This window comes from Rothia sp. 27098_8_29 (genome assembly GCF_041432785.1).
Classification (GTDB): Bacteria; Actinomycetota; Actinomycetes; order Actinomycetales; family Micrococcaceae; genus Rothia; species Rothia mucilaginosa.
On the sequence record NZ_JAPWAI010000006.1, the window covers coordinates 36,583 to 55,031 of the forward strand.

At 57.2% G+C, this 18,449-nt stretch carries 17 protein-coding genes and 4 tRNA genes; 17 read left to right on the forward strand and 4 right to left on the reverse strand.

Going from position 1 to position 18,449, the window contains the following annotated elements; genetic code table 11:
* The first annotated feature begins 281 nt into the window (after positions 1-281).
* The 9 genes from O3649_RS07950 to O3649_RS07990 all read left to right on the forward strand — a co-directional run bounded on the left by O3649_RS07950 (position 282) and on the right by O3649_RS07990 (position 10,451).
* On the forward strand, positions 282-2,456 hold the full coding sequence (locus O3649_RS07950) for a RecQ family ATP-dependent DNA helicase (RefSeq protein WP_371573652.1): 2,175 nt from the start codon (positions 282-284) through the stop codon (positions 2,454-2,456).
* A 41-nt stretch (positions 2,457-2,497) separates the two neighbouring features.
* Positions 2,498-3,025, forward strand: coding sequence for a nucleoside deaminase (locus O3649_RS07955; RefSeq protein ID WP_303975287.1), 528 nt, complete (start codon positions 2,498-2,500; stop codon positions 3,023-3,025).
* 300 nt (positions 3,026-3,325) lie between these two features.
* Positions 3,326-4,060, forward strand: coding sequence for a multidrug ABC transporter ATPase (locus O3649_RS07960; RefSeq protein ID WP_371573654.1), 735 nt, complete (start codon positions 3,326-3,328; stop codon positions 4,058-4,060).
* 2 nt (positions 4,061-4,062) lie between these two features.
* On the forward strand, positions 4,063-6,669 hold the full coding sequence (locus O3649_RS07965; protein ID WP_371573656.1) for a YhgE/Pip family protein: 2,607 nt from the start codon (positions 4,063-4,065) through the stop codon (positions 6,667-6,669).
* A gap of 80 nt (positions 6,670-6,749) precedes the next feature.
* Complete coding sequence (locus O3649_RS07970; protein ID WP_005504416.1) at positions 6,750-7,370, forward strand: TetR/AcrR family transcriptional regulator; 621 nt, start codon at positions 6,750-6,752, stop codon at positions 7,368-7,370.
* A gap of 155 nt (positions 7,371-7,525) precedes the next feature.
* Positions 7,526-7,612 (forward strand) — tRNA-Ser (locus O3649_RS07975).
* A gap of 172 nt (positions 7,613-7,784) precedes the next feature.
* Positions 7,785-8,423 (forward strand): uracil phosphoribosyltransferase, encoded by a 639-nt coding sequence (upp, locus tag O3649_RS07980; RefSeq protein ID WP_005507583.1) that lies wholly within the window; start codon positions 7,785-7,787, stop codon positions 8,421-8,423.
* A 578-nt stretch (positions 8,424-9,001) separates the two neighbouring features.
* Positions 9,002-9,754 (forward strand): winged helix-turn-helix domain-containing protein, encoded by a 753-nt coding sequence (locus O3649_RS07985; protein ID WP_005507582.1) that lies wholly within the window; start codon positions 9,002-9,004, stop codon positions 9,752-9,754.
* A gap of 151 nt (positions 9,755-9,905) precedes the next feature.
* On the forward strand, positions 9,906-10,451 hold the full coding sequence (locus O3649_RS07990) for a histidine phosphatase family protein (protein ID WP_371573659.1): 546 nt from the start codon (positions 9,906-9,908) through the stop codon (positions 10,449-10,451).
* A gap of 93 nt (positions 10,452-10,544) precedes the next feature.
* Here the strand turns inward: O3649_RS07990 and O3649_RS07995 are convergent.
* A tRNA-Ser gene (locus O3649_RS07995) sits at positions 10,545-10,636 on the reverse strand.
* A 259-nt stretch (positions 10,637-10,895) separates the two neighbouring features.
* Here O3649_RS07995 and O3649_RS08000 point away from each other — a divergent pair.
* From O3649_RS08000 to O3649_RS08020, 5 genes are all read left to right on the forward strand, one after another.
* Positions 10,896-11,327 carry a hypothetical protein gene (locus O3649_RS08000; RefSeq protein WP_314423375.1) on the forward strand — a complete coding sequence of 144 codons (432 nt, stop codon included), beginning with the start codon at positions 10,896-10,898 and terminating at the stop codon, positions 11,325-11,327.
* A gap of 271 nt (positions 11,328-11,598) precedes the next feature.
* On the forward strand, positions 11,599-11,940 hold the full coding sequence (locus O3649_RS08005) for a DUF4190 domain-containing protein (RefSeq protein WP_303981019.1): 342 nt from the start codon (positions 11,599-11,601) through the stop codon (positions 11,938-11,940).
* Positions 11,941-12,163: 223 nt separating this feature from the next.
* Entirely contained in the window at positions 12,164-12,766 is a 603-nt protein-coding gene (locus tag O3649_RS08010) for a DUF4190 domain-containing protein (RefSeq protein ID WP_371573661.1), read from the forward strand.
* Positions 12,767-13,388: 622 nt separating this feature from the next.
* Complete coding sequence (locus tag O3649_RS08015) at positions 13,389-13,832, forward strand: hypothetical protein (RefSeq protein ID WP_070687086.1); 444 nt, start codon at positions 13,389-13,391, stop codon at positions 13,830-13,832.
* 82 nt (positions 13,833-13,914) lie between these two features.
* Entirely contained in the window at positions 13,915-14,355 is a 441-nt protein-coding gene (locus O3649_RS08020; protein WP_371573664.1) for a hypothetical protein, read from the forward strand.
* 102 nt (positions 14,356-14,457) lie between these two features.
* On the opposite strand, the gene O3649_RS08025 is transcribed toward O3649_RS08020, so the two are convergent.
* Positions 14,458-14,545 (reverse strand) — tRNA-Ser (locus O3649_RS08025).
* 125 nt (positions 14,546-14,670) lie between these two features.
* Here O3649_RS08025 and O3649_RS08030 point away from each other — a divergent pair.
* The 3 genes from O3649_RS08030 to O3649_RS08040 all read left to right on the forward strand — a co-directional run bounded on the left by O3649_RS08030 (position 14,671) and on the right by O3649_RS08040 (position 17,640).
* Positions 14,671-15,681, forward strand: coding sequence for an NAD(P)H-quinone oxidoreductase (locus tag O3649_RS08030; RefSeq protein ID WP_371573666.1), 1,011 nt, complete (start codon positions 14,671-14,673; stop codon positions 15,679-15,681).
* A gap of 232 nt (positions 15,682-15,913) precedes the next feature.
* A complete protein-coding gene (locus tag O3649_RS08035) occupies positions 15,914-16,453 on the forward strand; it encodes a hypothetical protein (protein ID WP_049349921.1) in 540 nt (179 codons plus the stop codon).
* Positions 16,454-16,764: 311 nt separating this feature from the next.
* The gene (locus O3649_RS08040; RefSeq protein WP_070674511.1) at positions 16,765-17,640 is read left to right on the forward strand and encodes a CoA ester lyase; all 876 of its coding nucleotides are present in this window, start codon (positions 16,765-16,767) and stop codon (positions 17,638-17,640) included.
* Between the two features lie 112 nt (positions 17,641-17,752).
* Here the strand turns inward: O3649_RS08040 and O3649_RS08045 are convergent, their stop codons facing one another.
* Together O3649_RS08045 and O3649_RS08050 are read right to left on the reverse strand one after the other, a co-directional pair.
* Positions 17,753-18,019: a hypothetical protein gene (locus O3649_RS08045; RefSeq protein ID WP_102033556.1), complete on the reverse strand. Its 267-nt coding sequence runs from the start codon at positions 18,017-18,019 to the stop codon at positions 17,753-17,755.
* A 105-nt stretch (positions 18,020-18,124) separates the two neighbouring features.
* Positions 18,125-18,199, reverse strand: a tRNA-Thr gene (locus O3649_RS08050).
* Between the last annotated feature and the right edge of the window lie 250 nt (positions 18,200-18,449).

The window sequence follows — 18,449 nt, forward strand, 5'->3', positions numbered from 1 at the left end:
AGCATAGAAAGCGTACCTATGGTGAACATTGTGCAAAACTATGCGGAGGCTGTGTATTACTGGCACAATTCTACCGGCATTTACGCCGGATGCACGGGTGAGCGAGGCGTAAATCTCGGCGCCCGCATGGCGAAACAACCCGAGGTGACGCGGCGCTCGCGTGCCTCCCCAAGAAATGACCATCCGCAGAGCCGGAGGATACGGGGTGTGACATGATGGAAAGAGAGCACGGCGCGTCGCGGCGTAGCGAACGCCCCAACCACCCACCGTTGGAGAGAACCATGAACCCCCAGCAGTCAGCTTCCAGCCCCGCGGACTCCCTGTGCGCTGACCCTCTGCACACTGAAGCCCGCGAAGTGTTGCGCCGCCTCACCGGTGTCGCTGATGCCGAGTTCCACGGCGGCCAGTACGAGGCGATTCGCGCCCTCGTAGCCGACCGCGCCCGCACCCTCGTCGTGCAGCGTACCGGCTGGGGTAAGTCCGCGGTCTACTTCATTTCTTCCCTGCTGTTGCGTGCCCGCGGTATGGGCCCGGCGCTTATCGTCTCCCCGCTGCTTTCCCTCATGCGTGATCAGGTCGAGGCGGCATCCCGCGCGGGAGTGCGCGCCGCCATGGTGAACTCCGCGAACGTCACCGAATGGGATGAAATCCGTACCCGCCTCGAAGCTAATGAGCTCGACGTGCTCCTGGTGGGCCCCGAACGCCTCAATAACCCGGCGTTCCGCGAGCAGTGGCTACCGTACCTGCTGCCGCGCCTGGGTCTGCTCGTCATTGATGAGGCGCACTGTATTTCTGACTGGGGCCATGACTTCCGCCCCGACTACCGCCGTATTGGTTCGCTCATTAGATCTCTGCCGGCGGGTGTGCCGGTGTTGGCGACTACCGCAACCGCGAATGACCGTGTTAGCCGCGATATTGCCGAACAGCTCAGCACTGATACCACCGCACCCGTGCATGTGTTGCGCGGTCCGCTGTCCCGCGAGTCCCTGCGCCTGGGTGTTCTGACCCTGCCTCATGAGGCGCAACGCATCGGTTGGCTGCTCACGCACCTGAACAGCCTGCCCGGTTCGGGCATTATCTACACGTTGACTGTCTCTGCGGCAGAAGATACCGCAAATGCTCTGCGTGCCAGCGGGTACGAGGTGCTCGCCTACACCGGTAAAACTGACCCGGATGAGCGGCTGGTTGCAGAGCAGGCACTCAAGGAAAACAGGGTGAAGGCTCTTGTTGCGACGAGCGCCCTCGGTATGGGTTTTGATAAGCCTGATTTGGGTTTTGTTGTGCACCTGGGGGCGCCGTCGTCTGCGGTGAGCTACTACCAGCAGATTGGCCGCGCCGGACGAGGTGCCGTTAACGCTGATGTTCTGCTCCTGCCCGGTCGTGAAGACCGCGCCATTTGGGAGTATTTTGCGACCGCTTCCATGCCCAATGAGGAGCAGGCGCTGGCGGTGCTGGATGCCCTCGCCCAGTCCCCGGAGGGGTTGAGCATTACCGCGTTGGAGGCGCGCGTTCAGTTGCGCCGCTCCACCCTGGAGCTTCTGCTGAAGGTCCTGGACGTTGAGGGTGCCGCCGTGAAGGAAGGCAACTATTGGCATCGAACCTCTTCGCCGTGGCAGTACGATAGCGCCCGTTATGCGGCGGTGGCGCAGGCGCGTGTGGTGGAGCAGAATGCCATGCTCGAGTATGAACGTACTAGTCAGTGCCGTATGCTTTTCCTAGCTCAGCAGCTTGATGATGCTTCCGCGACTGCTTGCGGTCGTTGCGATGTGTGCGCGGGCCCCTGGTACCCGGTTGAAGTCCCCGCTGAGGCGCAGCAGGCGGCACAGAGCAGCTTCAATACGGTGGGCGTGCCCCTGCAACCGCGCCGCATGTGGCCGAGCGGGCTGGACCAGCTGATGGGTGCGGATGCGCCGCGCGGTCGTTTGTCTAAGGACGAGCAGGCTGAATCCGGTTACGCTTTGGCGCGTCTGAGCGACATGGGGTACGGTACTCGTCTGCGTGAGCTTCTGGCGACGAATGAACTGGGTGAACCGGTTGATTCTGAGGTCCCTGCCGAGCTGGGGCGCGCCTGCGTGAAGGTGCTTGCCGCTTGGGAGTGGTCTGAGGCGGGTCGTCCGGTGGCGGTGTTGACTTTGCCTTCGCCGGTGCGTCCTCGTTTGGCTCAGTCTCTGGGTAGGGGGCTTGCGTCGGTGGGTCGCCTGGTGGATTTGGGTCGGGTATCTCTGGTGGGGGAGCCGCGTTTCTTTGGCGGTAATAGCGCGTTCCGTTGTGCGGATGTGCTGTGCTCGTACCGGGTGCCTGCAGAGGTTCTGGACTATGTGCGTGAGCATCGGTGCCCTGTTCTGCTGGTTTCTGATGTGGCGGATTCGCGGTGGGCGTTTACGGCTGTGGCGCGTGAGCTACGGCTGGCGGGTGCTTCTGCGGTGTATCCTTTCTCTTTGGCTGCCACCCACTAGTTGCGCCTATTAACATTTATTTATTCCCCTGACGAGGTTGTATGTCATATTCGGAATATTCAAAATTGACGGTCACAGACGGCTCTTCCGCTGTGCTCAGCGATATTCCCGCTCGCCCCGAACACAGCGAGTGGATGGTCCGCGCCCTCGCCGAGGGTGCCGCCGCAGGTGAGCGTGGCGAGATTCCTATCGGTGCTGTGGTGGTGGATGAGCAGGGTGTCATTATTGGTTCGGCAGGCAATACCCGCGAGCGGGAGCATGACCCCAGTGCCCATGCGGAGGTGAACGCGATTCGTCAGGCGGCGGCGCATCGTGGTCAGTGGCGCCTGGACGGGTGCACGCTCGTGGTGACGGTTGAGCCGTGCCTGATGTGTGCTGGCACGATCCTGGCGTCGCGCGTTTCGACGGTGGTTTTTGGCGCCTGGGAGGAGAAGACGGGGGCTGCTGGCAGTCGTTACGATGTACTGCGTGACGGCAGGGTTGCTCCGGTTCCCGAGGTGTATGCGGGGGTGCGTGCTGATGAGTGTGCACAGCTGATGGTGGACTTCTTTAAGGAACGCCGCCCCTGACCTGCTCTAGGCATCACCCCTAAAAGATGGTTTGTATAACGCGAAAAGCCGCGCAGAGATTGCGTGGCTTTTCGCGTTATTTGTACGAAAAACCCCATTTATTTGAAAAATAGTTCAAAAATTTCAAAAATGACCCCTGTTTTTCAGGAAAAGCCCACCACATCACACACAACCGGGTCTACCATATATAGGCATTGGAGCCTCCGCCTGCCTGCGCCTGACGTTCTACACCCCGCGTGGTGCCCGCGGATGACTCCCAGAAACTCACCCGAACCATCCATTCTCTGAGGGGATATAACCGTGTTAAGCGTTGACAATATTTGGGCGAAAGGGCGCCACACTCCGCTTTTTGACCGCACCACCTTCTCAGTGGGTGAGGGTGAAGTCATTATTGTTCAGGCGGATAGCCAGTTAGAGCGTACCTCTCTCGCGTTGGCGCTGACTGGTCGCCTTCCCCTGTCCGGCGGAACGATTAGCTGGAGCGAAGGCGATGATGAGCCTCGCCGTATTTCGATGAAGCGTCTGCGTGCTCTCAGCAGCGTGGTGGACTCTCCTGATGTGACTGCTCCTGAGCAGCATATGCGCGTGCATGATTACGTGTCGGAGATGCTCTCCTATAACCTGCCGATTTTTGGTCGTTCCCGTGCGAGCCGCTGGTTGGCCGAGCGCGGTCTTGAGGAGCTGGACGGCCTGTGGATGGATGAGATTAGTGGCGAGATGAACATTGAGCTGATGGCTGCTTTGGCGCAGCATAGCCCCTCTGACTTGCTGGTTTTTGATACTCCTTCCCGACACCTGAACCACACGTACATGTGGCTTCCGTATCTGGAGGAGCTTGCCGCCGATGAGGACCACCCGCGCACGGTGGTGGCTGTTGTTCCGCATATTTCTGAGTCCTGGCATGGTGCGCGTGCTGTGGTCGGTCGTGCCCCTGAGGAACAAGCCCCTGGGGAAAACGTGCCGGCTCTTGTTGAGGGTGAGATTGAACCCTCCAATGATTCCCCCGAACATGGCGAAAACGCTGAGAAGGAGTAAGAATGACTGTTCTGCGTGTTGCACTCGTTGAGCTGAAGCGCCTGACCAGCGGTGTTCTGCCGGTTCTGGTGCTGCTTGCGATGTCCTGCATTCCTCTGCTGTACGGCGCCTTGTACTTGTACGGTAACTGGGATGCTTACGGCCATGTGAATGGCATTGTGGGTGCCCTGGTGGTTGAGGATGAGGGCGCTGAGGATTCTGAAGGTAAGCAGGTGAATACCGGTGCGGACGTGAAGAAGAACCTTCTAGACGCTGGCACGTTTGATTGGCGTCAGGTGCAGACCCGCGCTGAGGCTGTTGAGGGCGTGGAGAACGGCACCTATGACTTTGCGATGGTGATTCCTAAGGATTTCTCCCGTAATTTGCAGAGTGCCGGTTCGTTCAAGCCTGATGCTGACGGCAAGACGGGCACTATTGATGCGCGTTCTGCGGGTATTGAGGTCATTACGAATGATGCCAATAACTATGTACTGACGAATATTGTCACGAAGGCGGGCACTTCGGTGCGTGATTCGGTGGCTGAGAAGGTCGGTAATTCTACGGCGAATTCGCTGTTGGCTAGCTTCACGACTATTCATTCGAAGATGGGTGAGGCTGCTGATGGTGCGTCAAAGGTGAATAGCGGCACGGTGAAGCTGGCGGATGCTATCACTCAGCTGAAGGACGGCACTGCCACGGTGAATGATGGTGCCGTGAAGCTGAAGGACGGTACTTCCTCCTTGGCTGATGGTCAGTCCCAGTTGTTGGATGGTCAGAAGCAGTTGGCGGAGGGTGCCGCGAAGCTTGCTGATGGTGTTTCGACTTTGGACTCTGGCGCGGCGAAGCTGGATTCTGGTGCGTCGAAGCTTGCCGATGGTGCGTCGGGTTTGAAGGACGGTTCGTCGACTTTGGCTTCGGCTGCGGCGTCTGCTTCTGATGGTGCGGCGAAGTTGAAGGACGGTTCGGCGACTCTGGCTGAGGGTACTGCGAGCTTGAAGAGTGGTTCGGCGGCGGTTGCGAAGGGCGCTAATGATTTGGCGTCGGGTATCCATCAGATGCGTGAAGGTATGGATCAGGCGGGTATTCGTGAGTTGCCGGCTGAGCTGAATGCGATGTGCACGCGCCTGCATGAGACGGATACGTCTGCTGGTAGTGGTGATTTTGGTCGTGACTTGTCGAATACTGTGGTGTCTGCGACTGCGCAGAAGATGCGTGCTCAGTTGGTGCCGTTGGTTGAGGCGGGTACGTTGACTCAGGAGCAGGCTGATCAGCTGGTGGCTGCTGTTGATTCTGAGGAGACGAAGAATGAGGTTGCTGAGCTGAATCAGAAGGCTCTGCAGTCGCACCTGGCTACTCGTGATGCTGCCGCTGCTGATGCCCTGTCGAAGCTGAGCGCATTGAAGTCGAGCCATTGTATTTCTGATGGTTCGTCGTCGACTGCGGTGAAGATTCAGACTTTGGTTGCTGGCGTGGATTCGCTGGATTCCGGTGCGTCTTCGCTTGCCAAGGGCGCTTCGTCGGTAGCTGATGGCGCCGCTCGTGTGGATGCTGGCGCGTCCTCGTTGGCGTCAGGTTCGGCGAGCCTGGCTGATGGTAATTCTAAGATTGCTTCGGGTGCTTCGAGCCTTGCGAGTGGTTCTGCGACTTTGTCTGGTGGTGCTTCTGAGCTGAAGGAGGGTACTGATTCTTTGAAGAGCGGTACTGCCGAGCTGAAGGATGGTAGCGGTACTTTGGCGGAGAAGGAGCAATCTGCGGTTGAGGGTCAGCAGAAGTTGGCTGATGGTGCGAATGAGCTGAAGGACGGTGCGTCGCAGCTTTCTGACGGTACGGCGAAGCTGTCTGATGGTTCTACTCAGCTGAATGATGGTGCTTCCGAGTTGAAGGATGGTACTTCGTCGCTGGAGAGCGGCCTGGCTTCTGGTGTTAAGCAGGTTCCGAGCCTTGCGCCGACTGATCAGGCGAAGGTTGCGGATACGATGTCGAACCCGGTGACTTTGTCGCATGATTCCTTGGCGTCGGGCCGTAACTATGGTGAGGGCATGGGCCCGTTCTTCATGTGCTTGGCGTTGTGGATTGGCGGCTTGATGCTGGTTCAGACGTTGCGTGTGATGAATAACCGTGCGTTGGCTTCGCATGCTCCGTCGATTCGTGTGATGCTCGGTAGCTGGATGCCGTTCGGCCTGGTGGGTATTGCTCAGGCGACTTTGATGTTTGCCGCGATTAAGTTTGGTTTGGGCTTTGAGATGGCTCATCCGTGGCTGGTGTGGCTGTTCCTCTGCTATGTGGCTTTGGTCTTTACCGGTTTCATTCATGGTTTGACGGTGATTTTGGGTGCGCCCGGTAAGCTTGTTGCTTTGGTCATTCTGATTCTGCAGCTGATTACTGCGGGCGGCACGATGCCGTATGAGACTTTGCCTGAGTCGATTCGTTGGATGCATGATTTCTTCCCGATGGGTTATGCGGTGGCGGGTACGCGTCGTTTGGCGTATGGCATTAATGAGTCGAGCCTGTGGGGCATCATGCTGGTTTTGACTCTGTGGGGTCTGGCTGGTCTGATGTTGGGTTACATTGGCACGCGTCGTGATCGTACGTGGTCGCTGAAGAAGCTGGCTCCGGAGATTACGGTGTAACAAACCCTGTTTGGTCGCACCGGGGGAAAACTGTCTAATAAAATAGAGATATATCTGCAAAAAGGGAGGGAGGACTGCTGATGTTGCAGCGCCCAGTCGCTGAAGCTTCAAGTCGTCGTCCCGGCCGTACAGGTAGAACTCAGTTGAAGTTGTTCAACGCTGCTATGGAAATCATGACCGAAAAGGGGCTTGAGTACGCCACTGTTGAAGAGGTGGCTGCCCGGGCGGGTGTTTCTAAGGGAACCGTGTATTACAACTTCGGTTCTAAGAAGACCATGGTGGATCAGCTGGTTCAGTACGGCACGCAGTTGCTGCTGAGCGATGCGCGTCGCGCGGCGTCGGTTCATTCTGATCCGCGTGAGGCGTTGCGGAGTGCTGTTCGCGCCGCGTTCCAGTATCTTGAGGACCGTCCGGGTTTTACTCGGATGTGGCTTTCGGAGGCGTGGAAGGGTGCGGATGGTTGGACTGAGGCGATGAGCGATAACCGTCTGAATCTTCTGGATTTTTTGGAGGAGATGACGGAGGCTGTGGCTCGCCGCTATACGGTTGATACCGCTCAGAATCCTCGTGCGATTGCGATCTCTATGTTCGGCGCGATTTACATGTTTGCTATGGATCGTGAAGTGCATCAGGCGGAGCGCAATGCTGAGGATGCAACGCGTGCTGTCATGCTGGTTGTAGATGGGTATATCCGTCATTAGGCGGACCTGTTGGGGTCTGTAGACGTAGCCGGGACTTCGGTGTCGGGTGTCGAAAAGGGCACGGTGAAAAGGGGCCGTGAAGAGGGCGACACCCGGCTGCCGCACGTGGTTTTTCTTGCTCTCCTGTTGGGGGTGTGCTATAGTTTTCCACTGTTGGTGGTGTGTCCGAGCGGCCGAAGGTGCATCACTCGAAATGATGTTTGGTGTAAAAGCCAACGGGGGTTCAAATCCCTCCACCACCGCACCAACGAAAACCCGTCGAGATTCGTCTCGGCGGGTTTTTGCATGCCTGGATTGTTCTGGGGTGGTGTTGGTGGGTGTTTGCGCGGCGGTATTCGCCTCGTTTTATAGGGTGTGTGCCACTTCCGGGGCTTTGCCGGTGCTTGCTGATTCGGGGGTGGGTAAAATCGTATTATGCGTATTAAGATTCTTGACCACCCGCTGGTCTCTCACAAGATTAGTGTTCTGCGTGATAAGAACACCCCGTCCCCGATTTTCCGTCAGCTGGTTGATGAGCTGGTGACCCTTCTTGCCTATGAGGCGACTCGCGAGATTCGTGTGGAAGAGGTTGAGGTTGTGACTCCGGTGGCGACTACTACCGGTGTTCGTATTGCTGATCCGAAGCCGCTGGTTGTTCCGATTCTGCGTGCTGGCCTGGGCATGCTGGAGGGTATGACTCGTCTGGTTCCGACCGCTGAGGTGGGCTTCCTGGGTATGGCTCGTAATGAGGAGACCCTGGATATTGTGACTTATGCTGAGCGTCTGCCGGAGGACCTGACTGGTCGTCAGGTGTACCTGCTGGATCCGATGCTGGCTACCGGTGGCACTCTGATTGAGGCCATTAAGTTCCTGCGTGAGCGTGGTGCTGAGTCTGTGACTTGCGTGTGCCTGATTGCTGCTCCTGAGGGCATTGCTGCTCTGGAGAAGGGTATTGAGGGTATGGAGAATGTTGACCTGTTCCTGGCTGCTCGTGATGAGCGTCTGAACGAGAAGGCGTACATTATTCCGGGTCTGGGCGATGCTGGTGACCGCCTGTACGGTCTGGCTGAGTAGTTTTTCAGCGTTATTCACGTGATGTGAGTGGGGCGCCTCTGCATATGTTTAAGCATGTGCGGGGGCGCTTTGTTGTGTCTGCTGGAGGCTGTGCGCAGGTTATATGGTGTGGTGTTGGGGGATGTGTGTCTAACGGTCTGCTGTCTTGGGTGTTTATGGTGTTGTTGGGCGCTTGTGTGGGTTTATGAAACACCCTCGATAGTATGTGATGAGGAACACTATAGTGTCTTGAGGGATTCAAAATATATTGAGCATATTCACAGCTTCACATGAAAATACAGGGTGAAACCAGTAAATAAAAGAAGCTATGAATATTTATAAGGAAAAAATGCTGAAAGCTTCAGGTGGTCCCTGAAACCCTAAAACATGAGAGGGGGCATTGTACTCCTCTCGCCCATAAAGATGAATCCACTATGCTGAATCCGCTTGATTTATCCGTCAAATAGGAGAAATATTAAGTAAGAGGATTGAAGCTCGAACAGGTATTGGGGACTGTTTTAGCTCCGCGTCACTTCCGGCGCACCCCACACTACGTACGACAGGGATCCCGTACACAGACTTTGAGAGAAGGTTGAATCATGTCAGGCGCTGTACCTGGATATGTGCACATCTCCCAGCGCGGCCGCGCCGCTAAGCGCCAGGTCGTGCAGCCTCAGCGTCCCGTTGCGCAGGCCGCAACGTTGCGTCCGATGACTTTCTCAGCCGGTGACCCTGCCCATAAGCAGGCTCAGGAAAATGAGGCACGCGGCTTTGTGCTCTATGTGGGTTTGAACGAGGAACTTGCTGCAGCGAACGGCACCTCCCTGGTGCGTATTGTTCAGGATCTGCGCACTTATGCACACCACCTGGCTCCCGAGTCGGAGTCGTACGCCGCTGTGGCGTTGGCTCCGGTGAACGCTGAGGGTAGCGACCTTGAGGTGGTACGTAATGCGCTCGGCGACCCGACCGCAATGTACATGCACCCGGAGGCGAATGTTGCCCGCGAAGCAGAGACCACGAATAGCCACTCTTCGGGTGTGCTGATTGATTTGGCACGCCGCGAGGTGTTCCTGGATGGTGAGCCGCTCATGCTGACTTTCAAGGAGTTCGAGCTGCTGGCACACCTGGTGGAGAACTCTTCCCGCACCGTGGGTCGTGAGGAGCTGCTGAAGGCGCTGTGGAGCTCCGGTGACGAGCATCCGCATGAGCGTACGATTGACGTGCATATTCGTCGTCTGCGTTCGAAGCTGGGTCGCCTGTCGGGTACCGTGCGTACGGTGCGCGGTCAGGGTTACCGCTTCTTTGAGCACCCCGAGGTTGTTGTCTGGGCTGCTCCGGAATACTCGATTTAGCGTGTACAGAATTTAGCTTCTGTAGAGTGCACCCCGGTGTGCTGGCGTGATGCCGGTGCGCCGGGGTTTACTTGTGCCCGCCTGGGGGTGTTAGTGTGCGTGCTGTGGCGGCGTGCGGCACGTTCCGGCGCCCTCTAGATAGAATGAGTGTATGGCTGAAAATTCTTCCAACACTGCATCTGGCTCGCACCGCAGCGGGGTCAAGCGTCTGATTATTATGCGCCATGCGGAGGCTGATTGGGGTCTGAATGATTTTGATCGTCCGCTGACGAAGCGCGGCCATGAGCAGGCTGCCGCTGCTGGCGCCTGGCTGGCGGCTCGCGGTTATATTCCGGAGCAGATTATGTCGTCGTCGGCTTTGCGTACTCGTCAGACGACGACTTGGGTTTCGGATGGTTTGGGGGCGAAGGCGCCTACCGCTCATCTGGATGAGGGGCTGTACGAGGTGTCTGCGTCCCGCATTATTGCGCGCATCAACAGCGTTTCGGAGAATGTTCATTCTCTGATGGTGGTGTCGCATCTGCCCGGCGTGCAGGATACCGCGCAGCGCCTGATGAGCCCGGATTCTGACCCGAACGCGTCCATGGATGTGTATTACGGTTTCCCGCCCTCTTCCATTGCGGTGTTTGAGGTGCCGGGGGAGTGGGCTCTGCTTGATGGTGCGGATGCGCGCCTCGTGGACTTCAAGAGCTTCTAGACCAGAAATTTCTAAACCAGGAGTTTCTAGGCTTTGTGCCTGAATGAAATGGGTAAAGCAAAAGCCCCGTACCAGCCGGTACGGGGCTTTTTGTGGCGGAGACGGGGGGATTTGAACCCCCGGTCGAGTTTAACCCCGACCCTTCATTAGCAGTGAAGTCCATTCGGCCGCTCTGGCACGTCTCCACGGTGCGCTCGTGAGCGCATCCCTATAAGAATATAGGCTGTTTTGCGCTTGGTCAATTCGGGTTGTGTGGTCGGTGAGGCATAGGTGGACGGGGGTGGTGGCTATCCCTTCACCGCCATGATTTCTTTACCTGCGAGAAACATGTGAATAAAGCTGTTTAACCTTTAAATACCCTGAATTTAGGCGTTTGAGGTATTTAGGTGATGTAGCTTTGAGGGTAGAAGCGACATTGCGGTCCAGATAGAAAGGCTCCCTCCCGTGACGACCACCGTTCCTCAGTTGCCCCAGGTTCCTCAGAAGACTCAGCCTCCTCAGGGTGCTCCCTCCTCCTCTGTGAATAACCCGGCTTTCAACAACCAACAGCTTATGGCGCATCCTGCGCAGTTTGCGCAGCCGGTGTATGTTCTTCCCGAACAGGAGAACACACACACTCAGGGCTGGATTATTGCGATGGCCTCGGTCATTATCGGTGTTCTTGGGCTGATTAGTGTTTTTGTGCTGAATTATTTGACGGGCGGAGGCGCTTCCCTTCTTCTGGGTCTTACGGGCTGGGTTCTAGCGATTGCTTCGCGCCACCGCGGTCATATGCGTGTGGCTGGTGTTGCGTTGGGAGTTATGAACATGTTGCTTGGTATCCTGACTGTGCCTTTCGAGATGCTGCTATTGATTCTGGTCATGATGCATGTTTAGACAATATCGTTCATAGCTACTGGTCAGAGAAAGCCCGCGAGCGCCCCGTGTGTCCGCGGGCTTTTGCGTGTCCGCCTGCTTAGCTGTAGCAGTTTTTATGGTCACCTGACGCGGGTTTTTCGTCGTGGACTATGGGCTAGGGGCTTTGAGGTTCATAAGCATGTTCGATACACTGCATGAGTCCCAACCGATAAATAGAGGGCATCTCTGACGTTTTATCTTCCGATACAGCACATCAGAGGCACCTCATCACTCAGCGAAGCGAGAAATCATGTCTGAAAACCCCAATAACCCCCAGCCCCAGTTCAACCAGGACCCCCAGTTCAGCCAGCAGGCGCCCCAGTATGGTCAGCCGGTGCTGACCCCCGAGCAGCAGGCTCAGGTGAAGAGGGCGAAGATTCTGTCGATTCTCGCTATTGTATTTGGCGCTATTGGTCTGGTCCTTCTAAGCCCGCTTTTCAGCGCACTGGGCCTGGCTTTTGGTTTGGCGTCTCTGCGTGTCCCTGAGCTGCAGTCCCGTGGTCTGGCACTGACTGGTTCCATTATCGGTGGTACTGCTCTGGTCCTGAGCATTATTGTTGTCGCGCTGGGTGCTCTCAAGAACCTGGGCTAGGACCTTATAGCGTTTTAGCCAGCATCCTTCATGGAGATTGGCTACAGAAAGCCCGCGAGCGCCCCGTGTGTCCGCGGGCTTTTGCGTGTCCGCTAGAGCGGCTAGCTAATGCATTGGGGTGCGTTGTTATAGGCTTGGAAGACGGATGTAGTTGTACCCGTTCCATTCATGGGTTAGGGTGAATTAGGTTTAACGCACACCAGCCGTACGAAAGTGAGATGCCATGTCTCAGAATCCTCGAGGTTCAGACCCCTACGATTACAACCCGGACTACAACCGTCTGAACGAGCAGTACAACCAGAACGGCCAGTACGGTCAGTATGGTCAGGGTTCTTACGGCCAGTACGGGCAGAGCTCCTACGATCAGTATTCCTACGACCAGTACGGTCAGGATTCGTACGGTCAGAATCAGTATGACCCGTACGGTCAGCAGTACCAGCAGCCCGACCAGTATGGTCAGCCCATGATGGTTCCTGTGGGCTTTTTGCAGAAGACCCCCGAGCAGCTTGCCGGTGAGAAGGCAGCTCAGACTTCCACGGTGCTGGGTATTATCAGCTTGGCGTGTATAGTGACTCTCAGCTGGTGGCTGTTTGGTCTGCCTTCCCTGATTCTGGGTGTTATCGGTATTCTCAAGGCTAATGAGGCAGAGCGTTATGGTGTGGCTGCTTCAGCTGGTCGTATCTTGAACTGGATTAGCGTAGCCATTGGTGGCATGTTCCTGGTGCTTTTCGGCGGAGGTCTTCTGCTGGCGATTATGCTGGCTCTTTCTGATTCTGCCGCAAATTCTAGTCTCGTGGAGACTGTGCAGATACTGGCATTCTTCTAAACACTTTCACCCTCATTGGAGGGTACGCAAAAGCCCCGCTCCTCAATACGAGGAACGGGGCTTTGCTGTGTATATGCCGTATATCTCGTGGATTGGTCCTGACATGCTTGTTCCCTCGGCGGGGAAAGCATAGGGTGGGCTTAACACCCGGTATTGAAAGGTTATGATGCAACGATGCAGGATCCAATCCTAGGCCCGTATTCCGACCCAGCAGCTGGTCTGCGCTCGAAACCTCATCGCCACAAACAGGGTGCTGATATTGAAGAGCCCCCTATGATGCAGAGCGGTGGGAAAACAGCGACTAATCTAGGGGAGCGAGCTTCCCAACTTTCACTCACTTTTGGTGTGCTCAGCCTCATCAACATCTTGGTGTTGGGTTCGTGGTTTTTCGGTATCCCCACTGTCATCTTGAGTGTCCTTGGTCTACAGAAAGCTAAGGAAGCGGATAGTTACGGCGTAGTTTCTCTTGCGGGTCGAATCCTGAGCTGGATAGCTATCGCTGTGCTTGTCCTTGGGTACGTACTGATTGTGTGGGCGTGGTTCAATGCCGAATAGGTTTTTGCGAAGCACCAGGCTGAGGTATTCAACTAACGCGTGTAGATTCTGAAAGGTTGTGGATGCGATGTCGCAGCTACCCCAAAACATTGAAGCCTTCGATTACAACCCCGAATACGCCAAGCTCTACCAGGAAGATAACAACGAGCTGCCTAGCCCGGATACATCTGACGAGCAGCTACTGCCCGCAAATGAGTCTCTGGATGAGTTCTCAGATCAAGCGGCGGGTAAAAGAGCAGCGAACCTCTCCCTACTTTTTGGCTTCCTCAGCCCGCTGTCTTTCTTTCTAGGGTTCTGGTGTCTTGTCCAAGGTCTTGAAGAAAGTGCTCTGCAGGTAGCTATCCTTGCCCCAATTCTGAACATCCTGGGTATCTGGCAGGGGTTCGCGGCGAGGCGGCGCGGTACGCGTGCCAGCGGTGGCCTGATTCTCAACGGGCTGGGGCTATGCATTTTCATCGGTATCGCCGCCCTCATCATGCTGATTGTGAACGCCTTGTCAGGCATCAACTAACGACGCCGGATCGATAGTGAGCCCAGATGCTCTCTCGAGTCGCTAGACACTTAACACCCGGTATTGAAAGGTTGTGGATGCGATGTTGCAGCTACCCCAAAATAACGAAGATTTTGATAACAACCCCGAGTACGCCAAGCTCTACCAGGCGAATGACAGCTACCAGGCCGACGTTGATGACACGGACGATTGGGAGCAACCTGCGAGCGAGCAATCTTCCGACGTGCAGAGGGAACAAGCCGGTGAAAAGGCCGCGAGCTCCTCCCTGACGTTCGGCTTCCTCGGTCTGCTGTCTCTCTTCCTAGGAATTAGTTGCCTTGCCAATGGCCTTGGAGCTGGTTTAGTTCCAGCCTTCATTGCGCCATTCCTGAGCATCTTAGGTATTTGGAAGGCTTTCGGGGCAAGAGAGTATGGCGTTCGCGCCACCGGAGGCCTAATCCTCAGCCTGGTAGGAATCATCATTGCCCTTGCTATCATCGCCCTCATCATATTGATTCTGAACGCATTGTCACACATCCACTAACGACGCCCCCGGTAACTCGAAACGGCATATGCGAAGAGCCCCGTTCCTCAATACGAGGAACGGGGCTCTTTGCGCTCCACACGTGGAGCAGAAGCTATAACGCGGATGGTAAGGGATTTGAACCCTTGAGACGGGGTTACCGCCTACTGGTTTTCAAGACCAGCTCCTTCGGCCGCTCGGACAACCATCCATACGCACCAGAGACCGGCATTTTATGGCAATACCGTGCCGCAGGGCACTACGAGATTATCTCATGCGATAAGCTTTCTGTAAATCACGCACCAACGATGGTGCTTCCGGCAATGAGGAGGACTCATGAGAGCAATTATTGAGAACAGTCACGGTGGACCTGAGGCTCTGACAATCAGCGAAGTCCCCGCCCCCGTACCTCGATCCCACGAAGTTCTCATCCGCGTTCACGCCGCCGGAATCAACCGCGCCGACGCCCTGCAGCGCCGCGGATTCTACCCGCCGCCCGCCGGCGCGAGCGCCATCTACGGCCTCGAAGTAGCCGGCGTTATCGAAGCGGTCGGTGAAGGTGCCTCCGTGGAGAACCGCGGCACCCCCGTCATGGCGCTCCTGCCTGGAGGTGGCTACGCCGACTACGTGACCGTACTGGTCGACCACGTGCTACCCGTACCCGAACAGCTGAGCTTCGCCGAAGCCGCCAGCATTCCCGAAGTCGCGGCAACCGTCTACTCGAACCTGGTGCTCACCTGTGGTATGAGCATGAACCCCGCCGAAAACCTCAAGGAAGACGGCGAACCCGCGGTGGTGCTCATTCACGGTGGTACCGGCGGTATCGGTGTGCACGCCATCCAGCTGGCGCTCGCCGTAGGTACCCGCGTGTTTGCAACCGTGGGCACCGAGGAAAAAGCAGAATATGTGCGCTCACTAGGTGCGGAACCCATTATTTATATCGAACATTCGTTCCGTGAAGTTCTGCTGGCTGAAACTGGCGGACGCGGCGCCGACTACATTCTCGACGTCGTGGGCGGAAAGTACCTGGACGACAATCTGCACACCCTCGCCGACGGCGGTCACCTGTGCATTATCGGTCTGATGGGCGGCGCCAAAGCAGAAGTGAACCTGGGGTATATGCTCTCCCGCCGCCTGTCAGTGCACGCCACGAGCCTGCGCACCCGTTCGGACCGGCAGAAGGCTGAGATTCTGCGCGGTGTACGCGAACACGTGCTGCCGCTGATTGAATCCGGCAGGATTGGCGTGGGTCTGGACCGTATCTTCGACATGGAGGAGGCAGCTGCCGCTCACGAGTACTTCGACTCCGGTCAGCATCGCGGCAAGATTGTGCTGCGCATGGTCTAGAAATCGCTGTGCCCCCGCGGTGCCTTTTTAGGCTGGCGCCGCGGGGAGTGTTGCGTGAGCGGCGTAATGAGAATCTGGGCTTGAAATAAACAGCTGACTGCTGACATCTCGTCACTAAAAGAAATTTAGGGTAACCTAAGCATAGGGAGGTTTGCGGGTCGCCGCAGAGCCCATCACCGGCAGCCTCCACCGACCAACAGACACGGCACACACACCACGCAGAGGAGGGCATATGGGACTTAAAAGCTACCTGCAATCGCGCCGCGACGACGCCGAACTCGGCAAAGGCATCTGGCGCCGATCCCACGACCGGTTTATTCGCGGCATTGACCGCTTCCACCAGGTCCTCGAACGCCTAGCGGCAACCGATTCGTCCACCTCCATGATTGAGCTCATCGTGCCGGACGCAAACGCGCTCGCCGACCTGATTCCGCGCGTGCGTGCAGTCGCTATGGAAGCGCACCGCCTCGCCCCCAGCGACGGCGATATTCCCGCCTCCCCGTTCGGCACCTACTCCGACCTGAACCGCGCCCTCTCCAAAGCGGGTAACGCCGTGGCACTCTGCGCCGAAGCGCTCGCCATGGCACGCTGCTTCGGCAACTGTGCCACCGGATGCGACCGCCAGGTGAGCGTGCACCGTCGCGTGGAAACCGTCATCCAGCACATTGAGGATGCCGAACGTCTGATTCAGCGCGCCCAGAAGGAAGCCGCCGGCGAGCTGACCTTCGACGACGGTATTCCGGTGGGTCGCACTCAACTGGTGGAAGCCTAATCGTAAACTTCTGAACTGCCCGCAGTATCCGCACCGGATGCTGCGGGCAGGTTCGTTGACAATGCACCCTGACCCGCGTCCGCCACGTGAGCAGGGCAAAGTCGAACGGTGACTAACAGGCGAGCTAGTTTGATGTGCACCTCAACAGGCGATACGCTTAAAGAAGAGGTGTAGGACACTTCTTATGCGGTTCCGTCACAATGGAGGTGACGACACAATGCGATGGTACGCGCGGAAGAACCGCAGGCTTTTTCCTGCCCCTCTACGGCACAACCCACTGCATATACAATTCACGGAAGAAGTCACACACCATGTTTGAATTCCACCGCAATGAGCGTGCGCGTCAGCTGCGCCCCAGCCTCTCACGCTCCTGGCTCCTCGTGCGCGCCAACTCCACCGAAGAAGTTTTTGAAGAGGCCTTCGAATCCGAGGCTGACTCCATCATCATCGACCTCGAAGACGGCTGCCCCGCCGAAGAAAAGGACGCAGCCCGCGAACAGGTCGTCCGTATGCTCAACTCCGGCGTCGTCGCATGGGTGCGAATCAACGCCATCACCACCGAACACTGGTGGAAGGACGTCAAGGCCCTCAAGAATGTGAAGGGCCTGCGAGGCGTCATGCTCGCCACCGCAGAGCACGCCACCGACATTGACCGCACTGCAGCCGAGCTGCCCCCCGGAACCCCCATCATCGCGCTGATTGAGTCCGCACTCGGTGTGCACCACTCCGTCGAAATTGCGCGCGCAATCGGCACTTTCCGCCTCGCATTCGGCGCAGGCGACTACCGCCGCGACACCGGCTCCTCCGCAACCCCCATGGCGCTCGCCTACGTGCGTTCGCAGCTGGTCATCGCATCCACCCTGGGTGGTCTGCCCGGCCCCATCGACGGCCCGACCCTCGGCGCATACGGTGCCGACCTCTCCAAGGCATGCGGCTACGCGAACGACCACGGCATGACCGGTAAGATCACCCTGGACATCCGCCAGACCGAGACTATCAACGCGGCATTCTCCCCGAGCGAGATTGAAATCGAAGAAGCACACCAGATGCTCGACGTGCCCCTCGACGGCCCTCGCGACGGCTCCTACCTGCCGCGTTACCTGCGTGCAAAGAAGGTCAAGGAACTCGCCAAGGTTTACGGCCTGTGGGGCAAGACCGACAGCGACTTCCAGCGCGCCTCCAAGTAAGGTGCTCGCCTAAAGTACACGCGCAAAAAGCCGCGCATCCGACCCCTGAACGGGGGAACCGGATGCGCGGCTTTTATCTGCCTGAAACCTCTGGCGCGCTACAACTTAGCTACTAGTTGCGGGGCGATTTGCCGCCCGTCAGCGCATGAGCGCACACGTATGAAGTCACCAAAGAAATCACAATCGGCACCAGGAACGAGGTGTCATCCTCATACACGGAACGGTAGAAGAACCACACCGCCAGGGAAACCACCAGCGCCAACACGTACACCAGAGCAAAACGCATCGTGGGGCTCATCGGGCGTGCAGGGCCCGTGGAGGCACGATCAGCCTGCGAACGGCCCCTCTGGCGCTTAGCGGATGCGGATCGAGAAGACATGAGAATCTCCTAAAGTTCGACGGTGACATCTTCGAGAAAACGACAACTCTCAGATGCTAAAAACCGCCGCAACACACCGGAAACCGGCACGCGTTACGGCGGATGTGGAGCCCCCAGTGGGATTCGAACCCACGACCTTTTCTTTACGAGGGAAATGCTCTACCCCTGAGCTATAGAGGCGCATATACGTTTGTTCCCAGACGCCCGAAAGCAACCGGCGAACAGTGCATACCCCGCAATAGTACCAAAAAGGCGGGGGAGAGGCTAATTACTTTCAACACCGGCCCCGCAGCTGGGAGCAGGCGACAGGGCAGCTATGGTGTGCACTGCATTCACCCCGCAAACCCGCCCGAAGATAGGGAAAGTTCAGGGCAGAGGCATACAATAAACCCTATACCCACGGCGGCTGGCAGCACCTCACCGCGCCCAA